15 protein-coding genes and 2 pseudogenes are annotated in these 18978 nt (G+C 45.8%); 8 read left to right on the top strand and 9 right to left on the bottom strand.

Going from position 1 to position 18978, the window contains the following annotated elements; all coding sequences use genetic code 11:
- Positions 1 to 12: 12 nt before the first annotated feature.
- The 7 genes and pseudogenes from BACINT_RS15955 to BACINT_RS15925 all read right to left on the bottom strand — a co-directional run.
- Positions 13 to 1746, bottom strand: a pseudogene (locus BACINT_RS15955) (DNA topoisomerase); the annotation flags it as partial.
- 115 nt (positions 1747 to 1861) lie between these two features.
- On the bottom strand, positions 1862 to 3664 hold the full coding sequence (locus BACINT_RS15950; RefSeq protein ID WP_007664858.1) for a reverse transcriptase/maturase family protein: 1803 nt from the start codon (positions 3662 to 3664) through the stop codon (positions 1862 to 1864).
- A gap of 569 nt (positions 3665 to 4233) precedes the next feature.
- Positions 4234 to 4602: pseudogene (locus tag BACINT_RS15945) on the bottom strand (toprim domain-containing protein); the annotation flags it as partial.
- A 58-nt stretch (positions 4603 to 4660) separates the two neighbouring features.
- On the bottom strand, positions 4661 to 4867 hold the full coding sequence (locus BACINT_RS15940; protein ID WP_007664853.1) for a hypothetical protein: 207 nt from the start codon (positions 4865 to 4867) through the stop codon (positions 4661 to 4663).
- A gap of 4 nt (positions 4868 to 4871) precedes the next feature.
- Positions 4872 to 6476, bottom strand: a complete 1605-nt coding sequence (locus BACINT_RS15935; protein WP_007664850.1) for a DUF4099 domain-containing protein — start codon at positions 6474 to 6476, stop codon at positions 4872 to 4874.
- A gap of 122 nt (positions 6477 to 6598) precedes the next feature.
- Positions 6599 to 6931 (bottom strand): helix-turn-helix domain-containing protein, encoded by a 333-nt coding sequence (locus tag BACINT_RS15930; protein WP_007664848.1) that lies wholly within the window; start codon positions 6929 to 6931, stop codon positions 6599 to 6601.
- Positions 6928 to 7272: a helix-turn-helix domain-containing protein gene (locus BACINT_RS15925; RefSeq protein WP_007664846.1), complete on the bottom strand. Its 345-nt coding sequence runs from the start codon at positions 7270 to 7272 to the stop codon at positions 6928 to 6930. Before BACINT_RS15925 ends, BACINT_RS15930 begins: the two co-directional genes overlap by 4 nt.
- Positions 7273 to 7481: 209 nt before the next feature.
- Here BACINT_RS15925 and BACINT_RS15920 point away from each other — a divergent pair, with 209 nt between their 5' ends.
- Positions 7482 to 7781, top strand: a complete 300-nt coding sequence (locus tag BACINT_RS15920; RefSeq protein ID WP_007664844.1) for a helix-turn-helix domain-containing protein — start codon at positions 7482 to 7484, stop codon at positions 7779 to 7781.
- Between the two features lie 34 nt (positions 7782 to 7815).
- On the top strand, positions 7816 to 8112 hold the full coding sequence (locus tag BACINT_RS15915) for a helix-turn-helix domain-containing protein (RefSeq protein ID WP_007664842.1): 297 nt from the start codon (positions 7816 to 7818) through the stop codon (positions 8110 to 8112).
- Positions 8113 to 8167: 55 nt separating this feature from the next.
- On the opposite strand, the gene BACINT_RS15910 is transcribed toward BACINT_RS15915, so the two are convergent.
- A complete protein-coding gene (locus tag BACINT_RS15910) occupies positions 8168 to 8524 on the bottom strand; it encodes a hypothetical protein (RefSeq protein WP_007664840.1) in 357 nt (118 codons plus the stop codon).
- Positions 8525 to 8543: 19 nt separating this feature from the next.
- Complete coding sequence (locus BACINT_RS15905; RefSeq protein ID WP_007664839.1) at positions 8544 to 9776, bottom strand: site-specific integrase; 1233 nt, start codon at positions 9774 to 9776, stop codon at positions 8544 to 8546.
- 401 nt (positions 9777 to 10177) lie between these two features.
- On the opposite strand from BACINT_RS15905, the gene BACINT_RS15900 reads away from it, so the two are divergent.
- The 6 genes from BACINT_RS15900 to BACINT_RS15870 all read left to right on the top strand — a co-directional run bounded on the left by BACINT_RS15900 (position 10178) and on the right by BACINT_RS15870 (position 18974).
- Complete coding sequence (locus tag BACINT_RS15900) at positions 10178 to 10588, top strand: hypothetical protein (protein WP_007664838.1); 411 nt, start codon at positions 10178 to 10180, stop codon at positions 10586 to 10588.
- 52 nt (positions 10589 to 10640) lie between these two features.
- Positions 10641 to 12107, top strand: a complete 1467-nt coding sequence (locus BACINT_RS15890; RefSeq protein WP_007664837.1) for a clostripain-related cysteine peptidase — start codon at positions 10641 to 10643, stop codon at positions 12105 to 12107.
- Positions 12108 to 12362: 255 nt separating this feature from the next.
- Entirely contained in the window at positions 12363 to 14807 is a 2445-nt protein-coding gene (locus BACINT_RS15885; protein WP_007664836.1) for an FAD-dependent oxidoreductase, read from the top strand.
- A 34-nt stretch (positions 14808 to 14841) separates the two neighbouring features.
- Entirely contained in the window at positions 14842 to 15204 is a 363-nt protein-coding gene (locus BACINT_RS15880; RefSeq protein ID WP_007664834.1) for a MarR family winged helix-turn-helix transcriptional regulator, read from the top strand.
- Positions 15205 to 15443: 239 nt separating this feature from the next.
- A complete protein-coding gene (locus BACINT_RS15875; protein WP_007664833.1) occupies positions 15444 to 15980 on the top strand; it encodes a UpxY family transcription antiterminator in 537 nt (178 codons plus the stop codon).
- Positions 15981 to 16139: 159 nt separating this feature from the next.
- Positions 16140 to 18974 (top strand): bifunctional fucokinase/fucose-1-phosphate guanylyltransferase, encoded by a 2835-nt coding sequence (locus BACINT_RS15870; protein WP_007664831.1) that lies wholly within the window; start codon positions 16140 to 16142, stop codon positions 18972 to 18974.
- Positions 18975 to 18978 lie beyond the last annotated feature (4 nt).

The following is an 18978-nucleotide window of genomic DNA, read 5'->3' as shown; positions in this document are numbered from 1 at the left end:
TAAATATACGCATTATTTCTTTTTTCGCTTGGAGTTACGGTTGTTTTTCACATCGGGAAACACGAACACCGTGTTAAAATCCCTGTCAAAGGCGACGGCGGCACTGAACGGCTTGCCCTCCTTGCTGTTGAAGCCTTTTATAACGCCCGTCTGCCCTTTGGTAAGCAGTTCGGTAATCTCCGCATCCGTCAGCGTTTTTCCCGCTTTCTGCCGGAATATGGGTAGCCCGCAATCGGGATTGCCGTAACGTACCACCTTGCCGTAAAATTGCATCATCCCTTTCCCGCATTTGGGACAAGTGCAGCCGCTTTCGTTGTGCGGGAACAGCTTGTCCGAACTCAGCAGCTCCGATGTAATCTGCGAGGTGTACGCCTCAATGCCCTTGCGGAACGTTTCGGCACTTATCCCGCCGTCTTCGATCTGCGAGAGAGCCGTTTCCCATTCGCCCGTCATGGTTACGTCGGCAATGCGCATCGCCCTGACTACCGAGTAAAGCGCAAGCCCCTTTTCGGTAGGGACGAGGGATTTTTTCTGCCGCACCATGTATTCACGTCTGAACAGCGTTTCGATAATGGCAGCCCTTGTTGCCGGTGTGCCGATGCCGCACTCTTTGAGGGACTGGCGCATCTGCTCGTCCTCCAGCTCCTTGCCGCAGGTCTGCATGGCGGAAAGTAAAGTCGCCTCCGTATGCAGCGGTTTCGGCTTGGTCTTCCCTTCGGTCAGCGAGCACCCTTTGACGGGTAGCGTATCGCCCTCTTTCCATTCGGGCAGCGTCACTTCTTCCGTTTCCTCGCTCTGCCGGTACACGCCACGCCAACCGGCTTGCTTAATGACAGAACCTTTGATGCTGAATGCCACGTCGCCACATTCCGCCGAAACGGTCGTCACGTCTTTTACGCATCTTTCCCCGAAGGCTTCCAGCATACGCCCGGCAATCATATCGTAGATAATCCGTTCCTCCGCACCGAGATGCTGTGCCTTTACCTCCGTAACGAGCAAGGCGTGGTGGTCGGTAATCTTCGTATCGTCCACGCTCCGGCGTGAGAGGTCGCCCATACCGGAGATATAGCCGCCCCATGCCGGGTTGTTCTTCAACGTGAGCAGCAATGTGGGTATTTCGGCGAATACGTCTTCGGAGATATGGCGGCTGCCCGTGCGGGGATAGGTAATCAGCTTCGCCTCATAGAGCTTTTGGGCGATGGAGAGTGTCTGTTCCGCCGAAAACCCGTGCTTGGTGTTCGCCTCTTTCTGCAAGGTCGTCAAATCATACAGAAGTGGAGCTTCCTGCACGGTTTCCTTGCGTTCCACATGGGTGACAGTAATCTTCCCGCACTCTTTGGCTATGCCGTAGGCGGTTTCGGCAGGCTCTTTCTCTTTCCACTTTTCTATGGAAGAGAATTTCATGACTTCACCGTCCGCCGTTCCGTCGGTCGATAAATGGAGCTGGAATACAGGTTCGGGAACGAAACGCTTGTTCTCCCAATAGCGGTCGCATATCATCGCCAATGTGGGCGTCTGCACCCGTCCGAGCGAGTATGTGCCACGTCCGGCGGCAACGGTGATGGCTTGCGTGGCGTTGATGCCCACGAGCCAGTCCGCTTCACTGCGTGCTTTGGCTGCATAATACAGCTTGTCGTACTCCGCACCGGATTTCAGGTTTTCCAATCCCTCACGGATGGCTTTGTCGGTAAGCGAACTGATCCAGAGGCGGTCAAAAGGGGTGGCACATCCGATGTACTCGTATAAAGTAGGCTCGGCACTCAGCGCCTTGCCGTCTTGCGACGGTAGGTTTCCGAGAGCCTGCCCCCGAACCGTACGTACAAGTCTCCTTGTATACGGCTCTCCGTTGGTTTTTGTCATTTTAGCGAACATCAATTTTTGCATTACAGGTTTCACATAAGGCTAAGGTCTTGCGATGTCTTTTTAACATCAGTTGCTCCCGCTCGTTATCCCCTTTTAGGTCTTTGAGGGTACGCACATGATGCATCACCGTTTTGCCTTGCGCACCGCATAACTCACACTTTTCAGCCTTTAACCTCTCAATTAGACTTGGATAGGGGCTAATGTTTGTGTTGGGAATGTTGTCACATTGGGCGTAACCTTTTGCCGTTTTTCTTTTAAAACCTTCATTATAGAATACTCTGACCTTCTTTTGCCCTTTGCCATCCACATAGTCGACAATAAAGTTTTTACCCCTGCGGAGTTTTTTAATTGTCTGTGCAAGTGTACTGTTTTGCTTTTGAGCAATCGTTTTGAACATACTGTATTCCATATTAAATCCGAATGAGTTGCCGAGATATGAAATATCGTTAGCAATAGAATAGTAGTTGTAGAATCCTCTTATTTCCGCATTATACTGCGCCATAATATCCTCCGGCTTCATGCCTATCATGTAAGAACGAGTTTTGGGCTTCCAGACTTCTTTGCCGTTGGCTTGCCCAACCGATATTGCATCGTAGTCCAGTAACTTCTTTTTAACTATCTCGTTCGCAACACGTAGAACGATTCGACCATTGAACGGTCTTCTTAAAATACCATTCCTATTATGCCTTAGTGCTTGGGACTTACGAATAGAGACTTCGTATCCGAGGAATTTAGCAGAGTTCTGTGCATGAGTGATAAGCGTCTTTTCATCTGATAATTCCAAATGGAGTTTCTCGCTCATAAACCGAGCAATGTTTGCTTTAATCTCGATACATTCCGCTTTGCTTCCGATAACTCCGATTAGGAAATCGTCAGCATACCTCACATACTTTAATCTTTTAAACGTTTCATCCATGTTTGAACCATAAGGCGTTTTAATAATTTCTCTCTCGACCTTCCGTATCTCATTAATCAGGTTTATTCTGACCGATTCATCTTCAACGGATTTAGCCTTAATTACCAGCTTGCTTCTTTTGTTTTCAAGTCTTTTGTATTCTGTACTACTTTGCCTTTCCCTGCCTTTGTCGAATGATTGAGCGTATTCCTTTACGTACTTGTCGAACCTGTCAAGATAGATGTTAGCCAAAATAGGACTAATTAAACCACCCTGCGGTGTTCCGCTGTACGTTTTATGAAATTTCCAGTCTTCAACATACCCTGCATTCAAAAATTTTCTGATTAGGCGAATGAACCTTTCATCGGTTATCCGTTCTCTCAGAGTGTTTATCAGAACTTCGTGGTTGATGTTGTCAAAGAAGCCTTTGATGTCTCCCTCAATGAACCACTTTGTCCCACTAAACGACTTCTGAATGTGAGCCAGTGCAGTATGGCAGCTTCTCTTGGGTCTGAAACCATGTGATGAGTATTCAAAATACCCTTCATAAATGGCTTCAAGAATCATTCGAACTACCTCTTGCACCAGTTTATCCTCGAAAGAGGGTATTCCAAGCGGTCGTTTCTTTCCGTTCTTCTTGGGAATGTACACCCTCCTTGCGGGATGCGGCTTGTAGGACTCATCTCTGAGACTTACAATAAGGCTTTCTATTCTTTGAACGCTCATCTGGTCGACAGTTTTACCGTCCGTGCCAGATGTCATGTTGCCTTGTTTGGCGTAAATACGCTGATAGGCGGCATAGAACATTTGTTCATTGAATAAAATTCGGTACAGCCTTTCGAACTTGTAGCCCGAAACATTGCTGTGTTCACTTAAAATGTTTAATACATTCTCTGAATTTCTCATACGTCTCACACGTTTTTTCTTTGTTTGTATTAAAATTACCAACTGCTTCCCTTCGCCATGTACAGGGCTTTCCCCTGCTCGGACTACTACGGAAGCTCCGTTGCCATATTGGGTTTTCAGAGGCTAAACCTCATAGCCTTTCGGCATCCCAACTTAGGCAATCCCCATTTAGCTTGCATAATAACTATTAGCGCGACAAACTGTCGGATGCGACGTTCGACCTTTCCTCCGCATATTGCGGTTGTGCCGTAGTCTGTTCTTTTGCTCAGTCCGTCCGACATACCGGAAGAGTACTACAGCGTGACGTTTATAATTGCCTTCCGTCACGGCTCATTTAACAGCCACTGGACTATCGTTCAACCAATTCAGGCTTCATCCTTATGTTTGTCTTTCTACCTTGTCATTCAGTCGCCACATAGCAATTTGTGGACTTATGCCTTTACCGACATGCTACACTCCCCATTGGGTTTCCCCTCCGGATAAGTCGGTTGGTAGTAGGTTGTCTCAAAGAACACGAACCTAATCTCTTGCTAAAGAGATATTTATTATGCTGCCTTATGGGCGCACTAGCGGAAGATAAGCTCTCCCTCGCGACCTGCATCGGTGGCGACAATAATCTTATCGCTTTCACGGAACAGTTGGGCGATAACTTTAATTTGTGCCACCACGCCGCTGTCGGGCTTGTAGCCTTTCTCTCCCTTGACCTGCCGGGGGACAAGGGTAAACACGGGCGGAATAATCGGCAGGTTGTCACGATGAAAACCCTTGATGCCGTACCCTTCGGGCAGGGCGGGCATGACCAGATGCCCGAAAGCCCATGTTACATAATACCCGTTACCTTTCAGGTAACCTTCCGCTCTCTCCGTTGCGCCCACGATACGGGCGATTTCCCTCGCCACGCTGGGCTTTTCCGCGATAATGCAAATTTGATTGTTCATACTGATTTAATTTATTTATTGTGGATTTTAGTGGTTGGGGCGATGCCCCGGTTGATTATTATATTTCTTCTGCTGCTACTGATTTTGCTTTTAACTTCTCTTTTTGAAGTGCCACAATCAGTTTGCGGTCATAATAGATATGGTGTCCTTCCGCCGTGTAGTACCTCTTGTTTTCCTCTTCGATGGCTTGCCAATCGGTAAGCCACCACCAGCGGGCGACTGCACAGGGCAGAATCACGACTGCCAGAATGATAAATGCTGCCATACGCCTACATTCTTACGCCTGCCGCACGGTTCTGTGTCCTTTGTTGCTGTGTATTGGCAGGAGCCGTTTGTCCCTGCTGCAAAGGTTGGTTCAGATGTCTGGTAGCCTCATTGGTATTCCCGTGTGTATTGACCGCCACCTGCGTGCGGCTTTCCGAAGCGGGGGTGATTTCCTGTGCCACGTCGGGATTGTTGCGGTAATATTTCGGTTTGCCCGCCTCGAAACTGAATTTGACGTAGGCAGTAAAGGGTTCTCCCTTTCCGTCGCGTTTCATGTCCTTGACAAGAATGGCGTTCCCGGCTGTAAAATTCTGCTGTTGCTGCTGGGTGAGCGGTATGCCGCCCATCGTTTTCGGGGCACGGATGTTCCCGTTCTCATCCAGCCATTGGAATTTATAGACTTTCGGCTTCTGTTCGCCTTCCGTCCCAGTGGCGGTTTGTCCGCCTGCCGCTTGTGCGGTCGGAACCGGTCTGGCAGGTTGTTGTGCCGTTTGTCCGGTCACCTGCCCATTGCGCTGCCTTCTGTTCTGCCCGTTCTGTTTGGGTTTGGGCACGAACTCCACGCCCCGGCGTTCCACGTTCACCTGCAACGTGGCGGTGAATTTTCGTTTCTCGGACAAGACGATTTCTTTATTGGGCAGCGCACGCCCGGCAACGAGTTCGGCTATTTCATGTTCGGTAAATTCGGTCTGCCCGATTCTCGTGGTGACGGGCACGTCTTTTACGGGAATAGCCTCTATCTCGTTGGTCTGACGGTCGATACTGATATAGGAAGGGATGATTTCGCCCGTTTCCTTGTCCACCAGCTCCACCACACGCCCCATGTTTCCCGTCTTTTTCAGGTTCTCCTTGTCTTCGGGCGTAAATTCATGCTCCATGAACTTCTCATCAAGTTTGGGTTCCTTGCGGATGGTATGGGGTACGATACCGATACTGCCGTCCGGCATTTCCTTGAATGAAAGCCGTGCCTCTATCTCGTAGCGTTCCCCGGCAATCAGGGGAGTGACCGTCACAAGTGCCGATTTGCCGTAGCCGAGCATCTTTTCCAAATCGCCCGATGCTTCCAACGCTTCGCGTTTGATGCCGTACTGTTCTTCAAGATTTGCCCAATCAATACGGCTTTCATCAATGCCGGTACCGCTTTGTCCGGCTTGCTGTTGTGCTTGCTCGCCGGTTTGTTCCTCCGCTTGTTCGCCCGTGTTTTCCGGTACAGCCGCTTGTTCCGTTTCCTGCGCCTGCGGGGTATTTTCCGGTTGTGCCTGCTGTTCGTACTTGGACGTATCCACGTGGTGCGGTTCAAGCAGGTCACGGTTCTTTTCGGGATTTTTAAGCAGGTCTTTAAGCACGTCTATCACATGCTCGATGTTCTCCGCCGCCACACGGTAGAAGCCGAAGCGTTTCGGCTCCTTGCATTGCCGGAAAAAGTTGTCCAGAAAGCTGTCCAGCGGGTTGCTATTCTTGTCGAACAGTAGAAAATCCTTCTGGTTGGCTCCCGAAGCGGCGGTCGTTTTCGGTGTGCCGTCCTTTTTCAGCCCGGCGACGACGCTGATTTCGCCCGTCTTCTCGTCCCGGACAATCAGCACGTCCTTTTGATTCTTTTTTTGTTCCATACTTTATTGCTTTTAATTAAAAATGAAATTGTTTCGCCCACGAAAGTAGCGGCTATCAACCGTCCCGCAATGGGGGAAGAACCGTGTGGCAGCTTGTGGCTTCCGTCTGGAAGTTTGTGGCTTTATGCCTTTTGCCTTTTCTCACCGTTTTTCCCTTCGGACTCCTTGAAATGGGTTCGCAGGAACTCCTGCACGTCCGATTCTTTATAGTACACCTTGTGCCAGAGCATCTGGTATTTCAGTGTCCCAGAACTGCGGTAACGTTGGATGGAGCGTTTGCTCGTATTGAGCAGCTCGCACAAGTCCTGATTGTCAAGCAGCCGTTCCCCGTCGAGGTATTTCACCTCCCTGAGCTCCTTGCCCGTAAGAGAGGCGATAAGCTGTTCGTTCCGGTCGAAGCGTTCCATGATTTGGCGCATCCACCCCTCGAAGGTATCCAAGTCCAGCGTGCTCATCCTTTTTTGCCTCCCGTGCGTAACAGGTAATTGCGCTTGAACTCTTCAACCGTCCGCGCGTCGCAGTTGTAGATGCTTTCCTTGACCAGCCGTTCCACCTCCGACACGGGATAGCGGCAAGCACCCCCGAAGATGGCGTAACTGATGCGCTTGTTGTCCCGCAGTCGTTGAAGCGTGCGGGTGCTGATACCGAGCAGCCCTTTGAGTTCCCTGCTGCTCATCCATACCTCTGCCGCATCTTTCTTCTTTGACTGTTCATTCTCCCGGACATATCCGGCTATCAAATCTATTTTCGCCGTCAGTTCCTTATAGGCGGCACTTTCCATCGTGATGATTTCCATATCGTTGCTTTTTGATTTCGGGGCAAAATTCTCTCATTTGCGTGGGACGTTTCCACAGGTAGGCAACCACCTATGGAAGATTTTCAGGCATTTCGGGGAAGATAAAAAAGACAATAGCCGCCATGCGGACGACACAAGCTGCCATCCGCAGCGGAACAGTACGGAAGTAACTCGTTACGGGTTACTTTTGCACGAAAACAGATTAAATAATGGAAATAGTAATTATTGAGAAGAAGACTTTTGAGGCGTTGCTTTCCGGTGTGGGCACGCTGACGGAGAAAGTAAACACGCTGTACCGCAGATGCGGCGACAGGAAGATAAACAAATGGCTCGACGGGGAGGAAGTATGCCGCCTGCTGCATATCAGCCCCCGAACACTGCAAACGCTTCGGGATAACCGGCTGATCGGTTTCTCACAGGTAAACCGCAAGTTCTATTACAAACCGGACGAGGTGGAACGGCTGTTACCCGCCATAGAGCAGTTCCGGACGGAAAAAGATACCCCGTAGCCATACGTCAAACCACTAAAATCCATAATAACAGATGAACGACAATGTAATGACAGCGGATGATGAACACATCGCTGAAGCCCTGCACGCTTTGCGCAGAGGAACAAAAGAAGTGAGCCGTTTGGCAGAGAATTACCGTCCGTCGCTCGGCGGAGAACGGTATATGACGGACAAGGAGGTAGCCCAGAGGCTGAAAGTAAGCCGCCGCACCTTGCAGGAGTACCGCAATGACCGGAAAATACCCTTTATTATTTTCGGTGGGAAAGTCCTGTACCGAGAAACAGACATCGAAAGGATACTGGAAGAGAATTACAGGAAGGCAATCCGGTAAAAACAGACAAGGGGCAAACCACACGTTGCGGTTTGCCCCTTGTCTGTTTTTCTACTTAACACAAAAAGCCGTCTTTCAATTGGATAACGATAGGTGAATGTGTGCGTTGGGGTAATACTGCCTTTCGCACTATCCATTCCCGAAAGACCTTTGCAGGCTGACTGTTCAGTTGGAACGCGAGGGCGGTTATCATCTCCATATTATACGCATCCGCACGGTTACCGTTTTCAAGACGAATATACCGGTATGTGTCATTTTCCGACAATACTCCGCTTTTGTAGATGGATTTGATACGGCTGTTTACTGCCGGAAGGGTTACGCTGAAAAGTTCGGCGATTTCAAAATCGGTCATCCAGACGTTACCCGTTATGGTAACGCCATTCCTGTTAATTGTCATTATTCCTCTTTCCATAACTTTATCCGTTTTTTAGTTAGATAGCCTGACATATAAAACTCTCCATCTGTGCGATTTGCTTCGACAGCTTTTCCATATCGCGGCTGACCTTCTCCGCCGTAATTTTGGCGTAAATCTGTGTCGTGCGAATGCTCCTGTGTCCGAGCATTTTCGACAGCGTTTCAATAGGTACATCGTTTGATAAACAGACTGTTGTCGCATAGGTGTGGCGGCTCATGTGCCACGTGACGTTTTTCTCGATGCCGCATTTTTTCGCTATAACCTTGATACTGTTTTTGCAATTGACGTAGCACGGCACGGGTAGCAACTTGTTGTCATCGGTCATTCCGTCGTATTTTTCGATGATATGCTTGGCAACATCCAGCAAGCGGATATTACTTTCCGTTCCCGTTTTCTGGCGGTTTGTCTTGATCCACAAATGACCGTCAAACGAGGTTTGCAGGTTCTCTTTCGTAAGGTTCGCCATATCCGTCCAGCTCAATCCCGTAAAGGTACAAAAGATGAACAAATCACGTATCAGTGTATAGCTCGGCTTTTTGAACGTGCCTTTGATTAGGAGGTTGATTTCCTCCTTTGACAGAAAGCCGCGTTTGGTTTCCTCCTTTGTGATACTGTACGCGTAGAACGGGTCACGCTGTAACCAGCCGTTATTGATAGCCATGAAAATAATGCTTCTGAACGGCATCATATACGACCATACCGTATTGTTGCAGTGGTTCTTCTCCGTGCGCAGGAACAGTTCAAAATCCGTGATGAAAGCGGGCGCAAGCTCTTTCAACGCTATATCACTGACCTTATAGCGTTGCTTGATGAACTCTTCCAGATGCTTGTACACGATGCAGTATTTCCAATAGCTCCGCAGGCTCTTTATCTTGCCTACCTGCTTTTCGTAATCCTCATTGTGCTGACGGAATACTGCCAGCAGTGTTTCATGATTCATTCCCATACCTAAGAAAACGTTGCGTACTTTTTCGGCGGTAACATAATTGTCCTTATCGCAAATGTCCTGATAGGCTTTGTTGATACCCACGCGAATCTTGTCCAGCATACGGTTGGTTTCCTGCGCAACGGTGCTTCTGCCCGATACTCTGCCAAGCTCGATGTTCCATGTTTTTTCCTCTACATCCAGCTTGCAACTGAATTGGGAAATCTTGCCGTTTACCGTGATGCGGCACATTACCGGAATAAGCCCGTTTTTCTTCGGGGCGTTGCGCTTCAAATAAAATAATACTTTAAAAGTCGATCTCATACTCTACAATTTTTAATGGTTACAAAATTATTTCATGTAGAGTTGTCTGTAGATATGCAAAACGCAGTCAATCAGTGCAATCGCACCCGAAAAACAACTTTTTTCGCACTAACGGAACCGAAATCCGAATTTTCCACGACATTTGCCGCCGGAATCTCCCGGATTGGACTTGTTATTCAGCACTTTAAAAAGCTCCTAAAACCAACCTCGTTATTAGAAACAAAGTAACGGGATAGTAACGCAACTCCGGTTTAACTTGGCTTTTTTGCGGTTTCCGTTGGCTTTCACTTACTGACTGTTTTTCTCCTAAACCCTTTGTTTACAACCTTCTTGCGCTTATCTGCTCTCATTCTCATTTTTTATCCTTATCTTTGTCGCCAACATATAACAAAAAACAGATTATGAAATACGTTCGTATACTTTTTGCCGTAGCGTTGGTTTTTATGGTATGCTCGGCATTCTCATTCAAAAAAGGAAAAGAAGGCAAGGAAAAGGCTGTGTATGCATTTGGTGTTGCTGCCTCTTTCAATGACACGGTAGTGTATTTTACTGATATCCAAGTGTTGGATAGTGTCAAGCTGGATAAAGGTGGTTTCCTGCCTAAACGTGATCTTTATACGTATCAGTTAAAGAATTACTTGGAATTTGATTTGAAATGTCCTGATTATACTTGCATGATTTATTTCTCTGAGAATAAAAAGAAGTTGGAGAAAGAGTCAGCAAAAGTAAAAGGTAAATATAAGAAGAATAAATCGATAGTGTTGATGCCTATCGACCCTGATGCATTCCGCTTCAAGAAGCCGGAAGAATAGTCGGCTTCACTTCCTTGCTGAAACAAGGAGCTATCCATTATTACTTGTAACCATGAGAACTAAACTTGATTTTCTTCTGTGGATTTGTTTTTTTGTATTGTTTGTGGCCTGTGAAGATCATCCACAGGAGCCGGATATCGTTGCTGTAACAAGCGTTACATTGAATGAGAGCGCCCTTTCGTTAAAAGAGGGGAGGAATGTGACTTTGTCTGCTACCATTACTCCGGATGATGCTACCAATCAGAATGTAATATGGAAATCAAGTGATCCGGATATTGCTACGGTTGATACCAATGGTAAGATTAGAGCTCTAAAACCGGGAACTGCTACGATTACTGTCATTACTGAGGATGGCGGGAAAACTGCTACTTGTACGGTAACGGTTGAACCGGGTGATCCACTTAAGAGTAGTCGCACGGTGCTAGTATATGTTGCTGCAGATAACACCCTTTCTGGATTTGCTTTACCGGACTTTGAGGAAATGAAGGTAGGTATGGCAAAAGTGGAAGATGTTGATGTGAATTTCCTGGTTTATATAGATAAAGGTGGATCTCCTCAGCTGCTTGAATTGAAAAATGAAAATGGGACAGTTGTAGAAAAGGTAGTAAAGACTTACTCTAGTCGTAATTCGGTAGGTGTATCTGAAACGCAGGAAGTCTTTGCAGCTGTTTTCTCAAATACTCAATATCAGGCTGATAGTTATGGACTGGTTTACTGGTCGCATGGTGACGGCTGGCTTCCTTATCCGTTAGGCGCTAATACCCGCTGGGTGGGGCAAGATATAGGTAACGGTGATAAGAGAATGAATATTTCTGAATTTGTCGAGATCTTGGAGACTGCTCCTCATTTTGATTTTATCCTGTTTGATGCTTGTTTTATGCAATCGGTAGAGGTCGCTTATGAATTGCGTGACTACACGGATTATTGTATTGGCTCTCCAACAGAGATACCGGGGCCTGGCGCTTCGTATGATGAATTAGTACCTGCTATGTTTTTTTCAGAAGATGCGGCAGTAGATATAGCCAAGGCTTATTATGAACCTTATGCAGCTAAATATGATGAGGGTAATGGAATTTCGAATACTAATTGGACCGGTGGTGCTTCTGTATGTGCTTTGAGAACCGAGCCATTAGTTGATTTGGCTGTCTTTACAAAGCAAATTTTACCCGGAACGGTTGATAATGCATCACTTCGTAAATCAGTATTTGATTATGATAAACGTCGTGGTTCTGATGGATATCAGGATGGACATGTAGGGTATTATGATCTGGTGGGCATGATGCGAATGATTACTGATGATAATGCTTATGAAGCATGGAAACAGATTTTTAATTCAGCTGTAGCATATTGGGTTACTACTCCTATGAACTTTTCTGGTTTTTCCCAGAGTATGTTCTCTATGGAAGGAACTAACGGTGTATCCTGTTATATTCCTTCGACTTCTAATACTGCCACTGATAAGGCATACCGTTCTACTGAGTGGTATACATCTGCCGGTTTCGAAAAACTCGGTTGGTAATTCTCGATTTTTAGGGTTGTTATATGATCTTTCGAGGCATAAATATGCCTTGAAACAAATGTTTGTGTACTTTCCTGTTAACTTATATCTTGCATTTATGAACTTTCTTCTTCTCTTTATGTTCCATGTTTTATGATAGTAATTATCTTGGTCATTGTACTGTTTTGCTGTGTTTTAACATTGTTTTCCATCGGAAACTATTTTATTTAAGAAAATATTATTTCCTTTGCACCATCAAAACTAAAATAAAGAAGTATGAAGTATATAATTATTGGAGGTGTTGCCGGGGGAGCTACAGCGGCGGCACGATTGAGAAGGGTAGATGAAAAGTCTGATATCCTTCTATTAGAGAAGGGAAAGTATATATCGTATGCAAATTGCGGTCTACCTTATTATATTGGTGGCGTGATTGACGAACGTGAGAAGTTACTGGTGCAGACGCCGGCTTCTTTCGGTCAGCGCTTCAGAGTGGATGTGCGTGTAGAGAATGAAGTGATTGCCATTCATCCGCAGAATAAAACCATTACGGTTCGTACGGTTGACGGAGGCGAATATGAAGAAACTTATGATAAGCTTTTGTTGTCACCGGGAGCTACTCCGGTCAGGCCACCGTTAGAAGGCATTGATTCAGAGGGAATCTTTACCCTTCGTAATGTTGAAGATACCGACTGTATTAAATCTTATCTCACAGAACATGCTGTAAAACGTGCAGTCGTAGTTGGTGCAGGGTTTATCGGCTTGGAAATGGCGGAAAATCTGCATCATGCAGGAGTCTCTGTATCTGTAGTGGAAATGGGCAATCAGGTAATGGCACCTATTGACTTCTCTATGGCTGCTCCTGTTCATCAGCATCTGGTTCAGAAGGGTGTTTCACTTTATTTGGAAGAAGGAGTAACCCATTTTCAGCGCACAGAGCAAGGTATTACAGTTTTCTTGAAAAGTGGGAAGACAATTCCGGCAGATATGGTATTGCTTTCTATCGGTGTACGTCCGGCAACTGCTTTGGCCAAAGATGCCGGATTAAAAATAGGAGAAGCCGGAGGTATCTGGGTGAATGAGTATCTGGAAACTTCTGAGAAAGATATCTATGCCGTAGGGGATGCAATTGAATATCCGCATCCGCTGACCGGAAAACCATGGCTTAATTATCTGGCTAATCCAGCCAATCGTCAAGGACGTATTGTGGCTGATAATATGGTATTTGGCAATAAAGTTTCTTATGAAGGTGCTATTGGTACTTCTATTGCCAAGGTCTTTGATATGACTGTTGCCTCTACAGGACTTGCTGCTAAGCGCTTGAAGCAATGGGAGATGGAATATCAGAGTTCTGTAACCCATTCTGCTTCTCATGCGGGCTATTATCCGGATGCATTGCCACTGACTTTAAAATTAACTTTCCATCCTGTTACGGGAAAATTATATGGTGCACAGTGCATTGGTTATGAAGGAGTGGACAAACGTATCGACCAGATTGCCGGACTTATTAAGCGAGGCGGGACGGTTTACGATCTGATGGAAACAGAGCACACTTATGCACCTCCGTTCTCTTCGGCTAAAGATCCTATTGCCATTGCAGGATATGTGGCTTCTAATATAATAAGCGGTGCAATGCCCATTATTACCTGGCGCGAACTGGTACAGCAGAAGAATGAAGTCATGTTGATAGATACCCGTACTCCCGAGGAATTTTCTTTCGGTTCTATTCCGGGAGCAATTAATATACCCTTGGATGATTTAAGAGATCGTATGTCGGAAGTTCCTGCAAGCAAGCCGGTTGTCTTGTTTTGTGCGGTAGGGTTGCGTGGATATCTGGCACAACGCATCCTGATGGGAAATGGGTATCGGAATGTGCGTAACCTCTCAGGAGGATATAAACTCTATTCTGCTGCAGTAGCGCCTGTACCTGTACCCGATAAAGTTGCCATACCGCAGGTTAATTCAATAGAATCTACGGTGAGTTCTTCTAAAGAGCCATTGAAAATTAATGCCTGTGGCCTGCAATGTCCGGGGCCTATCATGCAAGTTAAAAAGGCAATGGATACTCTTGCTCCGGGAGAACAAGTGGAGATTGTGGCAACTGATGCCGGATTTGCACGTGATGCTTCGGCATGGTGTGATACGACGGGAAACCGTCTGATAGGAAGTCATGAAGAAAAAGGTCGTTATACAGTAACTATAGAGAAAGGTGATCCGGCTGCTGTTTGTCCATCGTCTGCCGGAGCAATAGCGGGTAGGGGAAAAACTTTGATCCTTTTCAGTGATGATTTAGACAAAGCTTTGGCTACCTTTGTATTGGCAAATGGTGCTGTGGCAACAGGACAGAAGGTTACGGTCTTTTTCACTTTCTGGGGATTGAATGTTCTGAAGAAAGTGCAGAAGCCGAAAGTTAAGAAAGATATTTTTGGTAAGATGTTTGGCATGATGCTTCCTTCCAGTTCTTTGAAATTGAAGTTATCCAAAATGAATATGTTTGGCATGGGTAGCCGGATGATGCGTTTCCTTATGAAACAAAAAGGTGTGGATTCTTTGGAATCACTTCGTTCTCAGGCTCTCGCACAGGGTGTAGAATTTATAGCTTGCCAGATGTCAATGGATATGATGGGAATCAGTCGTGAAGAACTGTTGGATGAGGTAACTATCGGTGGTGTTGCTACTTACATGGAGCGGGCAGATAAAGCCAATGTCAACCTTTTCATCTAGTAATTTGTTATTTAACAAATAAAAAAGAGAATATATGGAGGATTTATGTAAAATTCGTGATGTTTATCGGGCGATAGCCGAGTTTGAAACCCAATTTATCCAGCAATACAACCTCTCGTTGAATGAGGGGATGTTGCTCTGTGCACTTCTGGATAATCCCCGGCTCACTTCCGGAGAAATAGCAGAAGCATTAGGACTTACTCATTCTAATACTTCCAAGCTAATACGCTCTGTGGAGGAGAAGAAGTTGATTGCCCGCATTATCGGTAAAGTCGATAAACGCCAAATGTATTTCTCACTGACTGCGGAAGGAAAAGAGCAGATTCATACGATTAAGAATTCCAACCATGAAATGCCTGCATTATTACAGCAAGTAGTAGATATGCTGGAAAAATAGAAAAAGGGTTAACTTCCTGTTGACAAACTCTTAACTTCTTGTCAACGGGAAGTCTACTTTTTGTATTTCATGGAAAAGCTTCTACTCGGAACTGCTTTTTCTTTATCGTAATATTTTGTATTCTCATTGTTACGCTTTAACTTTGCGTCCGTTGGATGAACGATTAAGTCTGCATTATTGTGGCTAATTTATTAGTTCATACATAGTAAAAGTCTAAATGCTATATAAAAAATCCTATTGTGAATACAAGCTCCGCCGATCTGAATTGGTATCCCCTGCGTATTACTTATAGCCGCGAGTTGGCCTTGAAAAATTATCTGGACAGCAAGCAAATAGAGAATTTTATTCCAATGCGTTATGAGTATATTGTGAGGAATGAATGTAAAATCCGCAAGCTTGTTCCTGCTATTCATAATCTGGTCTTTGTTCGCTCCACCCGAAAGCAACTTGAAGAGATAAAAGAGGCTAAAGGAGCTATTCTTCCAATTCGCTACATCATGGATTGCGAAACTCAACAACCTATTACGATTCCGGATGTACAAATGCGGAGTTTCATAGCTGTTGCGGGTAATTGCGATCAGCAGGTTGTCTACTTAGACCCCACTACTATTAATCTGAAGAGAGGACAGCGTGTTCGCATTACCGGTGGCGTTTTTGAAGGTGTAGAAGGTGAATTTGTTCGTATAAAAGATGATCGTCGTGTGGTTGTTGTTATTCAGGGTCTTATGGCTGTGGCCACGGCTTTTATCCATCCTTCTTTAATTGAACAGATATAGGAGAATCTTTGTATAGGCTTTACACTTAAGTTTCGCTTCTATTTTCTTCGTGCGAGGATATTTCTATCTTCATCTTCAAAATCATTAAAATTTTTCGTGGATTTTGCTTAAGATTGCTTTAATTTGCAGCTAATATATTAAGCATTATAGCAATCGGATATGCAAAAATTATTATCCTTGCCGCCTAATCTTGTGTCGGCATTCTATGAACTGGAAAATGTAGATCGTACGGAATGGTTTTGTACTTCTGATCCTGTAGGGATGAAACTGGGATCGGGTGGGGGAACAACCTGGCTCTTGCGCGAATGGTATAGAAACCAACAAACAGAACACTCAACAGAGAAACGTATCCTGTTGCATGCCGGTGGACAAAGCCGCCGCCTGCCGGGATATGCTCCCTCCGGAAAGATATTAACCCCAATACCGGTATTTCGCTGGGCACGCGGGCAGAAGCTGGGGCAAAACTTATTATCCTTGCAAGTTCCACTTTATGAGAAAATCATGGAGCGGGCACCGGAAAAGTTGCGTACACTGATTGCGAGTGGTGATGTCTATATTCGTGCCGAGAAACCTTTGCAGGATATACCGGATGCAGATGTGGTATGTTATGGACTCTGGGTAGATCCGGTATTAGCAACACATCATGGGGTGTTTGTTTCTGACCGCAAACAGCCGGAAGCGTTGGATTTTATGTTGCAGAAGCCTTCATTGCAAGAGTTGGAAAATCTTTCCAAGACTCATCTCTTTCTGATGGATATAGGTATCTGGTTGCTGAGCGATCGGGCGGTGGAATTATTGATGAAACGTTCGCAGAAAGATGCTTCGTATTCTGATTTGAAGTACTATGATTTATATTCAGACTTCGGTTTGTCTCTGGGTAACCACCCGTGCATTATTGATGATGAGTTGAATAAGCTGTCTGTGGCTATTTTGCCCTTACCGGGTGGTGAATTCTACCATTATGGAACGAGCCGTGAATTACTTTCCTCAACTGTCACTTTACAGAATAAAGTGTACGATCAACGTCGGATTATGCACCGGAAAGTAAAACCCAATCCTGCAATCTTTGTGCAGAATGCAGAAATAGGGGTAACTCTTTCTTCTAATAATGATAATCTTTGGATTGAAAACAGCTTTGTTGGTGCATCGTGGAAGATTGGTTCCCGGCAAATTATCACAGGCGTACCGAGAAATGACTGGACGTTGGCACTGCCGGATGGAGTGTGTGTAGACATTGTGCCTCTTGCGGAGAAGCGTTGGGTGGTTCGTCCGTATGGCTTTGATGATGTATCTAAAGGAGATATCCAGGATGAAAAGACTTTGTTCCTGGGAATGCCCTTCATTGGTTGGTTGGCGAAACGTGGATTGACTCCGGATGATGTAATCGGAAGGAAAGACGACTTACAGGCTGCCGGAATCTTTCCAGTAGTAGAAGATATAGAACAGATGGGCAAGGTACTTTGCTGGATGACTTCGGAACTGGAATTGGCGGAAGGTAAGAAAATCTGGTTGAACAGTCAACGTCTCTCTGCCGATGAAATTTCAGCGAAAGCAGATTTACGTCAATTATATGCACAGCGCGAGAGTTTCCGGAAAGGCAATTGGGAATTGCTGGCACGCAATTATGAGAAGAGTGTCTTCTATCAATTGGATTTGGCTGATGTTGCCGAAGATTTTCATTGTTTGAAGATAGATAAACCGGATGTGTTACCGGATGATGCACCTCAGATGCAGCGTATCCATAACCGGATGCTTCGGGCGCAGATAGACAAGCTGAATGGAAAAGACTTTCAGAATGATGAAAGAGAGGCTTTCGGACTGCTGCGCGAAGGACTCCTTTCTGATTTGTATGAGAAGAAAAGCCGTCCTCACCTCAATGTATATAGCGATCAGATTGTTTGGGGACGTAGCCCTGTGCGTATTGATGTTGCGGGTGGCTGGACAGATACTCCGCCATATTCTCTTTTTGCGGGTGGAAATGTAGTGAATCTGGCCATTGAATTGAATGGGCAACCTCCTTTGCAAGTTTATGTGAAGCCTTGTAAAGAGTATCGCATTGTTTTGCGCTCTATTGATATGGGAGCGATGGAAGTTGTGAATACTTTCGGGGAATTGCAGGATTACTGTAAGATTGGGTCTCCTTTCTCTATTCCGAAAGCGGCGCTGACGTTGGCAGGTTTTGGCCCGGCGTTTTCAGAAGTGGGTTATCCCTCGTTGGAGAAACAGTTGCAGGCATTCGGTACAGGTATAGAGATTACTTTATTATCTGCTATTCCGGCAGGCTCAGGTCTGGGAACTAGTTCTATACTGGCTTCTACGGTTTTAGGCTCTTTAAGTGATTTCTGCGGCTTGATGTGGGATAAGAATGAAATATGCCGTCGTACACTTGCTCTGGAACAGTTGTTGACAACGGGTGGTGGTTGGCAAGATCAGTATGGTGGAGTGTTACAAGGCATCAAACTGTTGCAAACAGAACCCGGGTTTGTACAGAATCCGTTAATACACTGGTTGCCTGAACATCTCTTTACGCATCCTGAATATCGTGATTGCCACCTATTATATTATACGGGAATTACACGTACTGCTAAAGGTATCCTGGCAGAGATTGTGCGTTCCATGTTCCTTAATTCATCTATCCATTTGGCAATATTGGAAGATATGAAGGCGCATGCATTGGATATGGCAGAAGCTATTCAGAGGAACGACTTTGAGGCCTATGGTGCATTGGTTGGCAAAACGTGGATGCAGAATAAAGCTCTGGATTGCGGTACTAACCCTCCGGCAGTGGAAAAAATTATCAATAAGATTAAGGACTATGCACTGGGGTATAAGTTGCCGGGTGCAGGTGGGGGAGGCTACTTGTATATGGTGGCGAAAGATCCACAGGCAGCATTGCGCATCCGGGAGATACTGACGCAGGATGTATCGAACCCTCGCGCACGATTTGTAGAGATGGCGTTATCAGGAACAGGGTTCCAAATTTCAAGGTCTTGAAGAG

It is taken from the genome of Bacteroides intestinalis DSM 17393 (assembly GCF_000172175.1).
Lineage (GTDB): Bacteria > Bacteroidota > Bacteroidia > Bacteroidales > Bacteroidaceae > Bacteroides > Bacteroides intestinalis.
Note: the sequence above shows the minus strand (reverse complement) of the source record. Positions and strands in the feature narration are given on the sequence as shown.

Bases quoted from the DNA above. Each gene is read 5' to 3' on its own strand.
- BACINT_RS15950 (WP_007664858.1), bottom strand. From the start codon at position 3,664: ATGAGAAATTCAGAGAATGTATTAAACATTTTAAGTGAACACAGCAAT.
- BACINT_RS15940 (WP_007664853.1), bottom strand. From the start codon at position 4,867: ATGGCAGCATTTATCATTCTGGCAGTCGTGATTCTGCCCTGTGCAGTC.
- BACINT_RS15935 (WP_007664850.1), bottom strand. From the start codon at position 6,476: ATGGAACAAAAAAAGAATCAAAAGGACGTGCTGATTGTCCGGGACGAG.
- BACINT_RS15930 (WP_007664848.1), bottom strand. From the start codon at position 6,931: ATGAGCACGCTGGACTTGGATACCTTCGAGGGGTGGATGCGCCAAATC.
- BACINT_RS15925 (WP_007664846.1), bottom strand. From the start codon at position 7,272: ATGGAAATCATCACGATGGAAAGTGCCGCCTATAAGGAACTGACGGCG.
- BACINT_RS15920 (WP_007664844.1), top strand. From the start codon at position 7,482: ATGGAAATAGTAATTATTGAGAAGAAGACTTTTGAGGCGTTGCTTTCC.
- BACINT_RS15915 (WP_007664842.1), top strand. From the start codon at position 7,816: ATGAACGACAATGTAATGACAGCGGATGATGAACACATCGCTGAAGCC.
- BACINT_RS15910 (WP_007664840.1), bottom strand. From the start codon at position 8,524: ATGGAAAGAGGAATAATGACAATTAACAGGAATGGCGTTACCATAACG.
- BACINT_RS15905 (WP_007664839.1), bottom strand. From the start codon at position 9,776: ATGAGATCGACTTTTAAAGTATTATTTTATTTGAAGCGCAACGCCCCG.
- BACINT_RS15900 (WP_007664838.1), top strand. From the start codon at position 10,178: ATGAAATACGTTCGTATACTTTTTGCCGTAGCGTTGGTTTTTATGGTA.
- BACINT_RS15890 (WP_007664837.1), top strand. From the start codon at position 10,641: ATGAGAACTAAACTTGATTTTCTTCTGTGGATTTGTTTTTTTGTATTG.
- BACINT_RS15885 (WP_007664836.1), top strand. From the start codon at position 12,363: ATGAAGTATATAATTATTGGAGGTGTTGCCGGGGGAGCTACAGCGGCG.
- BACINT_RS15880 (WP_007664834.1), top strand. From the start codon at position 14,842: ATGGAGGATTTATGTAAAATTCGTGATGTTTATCGGGCGATAGCCGAG.
- BACINT_RS15870 (WP_007664831.1), top strand. From the start codon at position 16,140: ATGCAAAAATTATTATCCTTGCCGCCTAATCTTGTGTCGGCATTCTAT.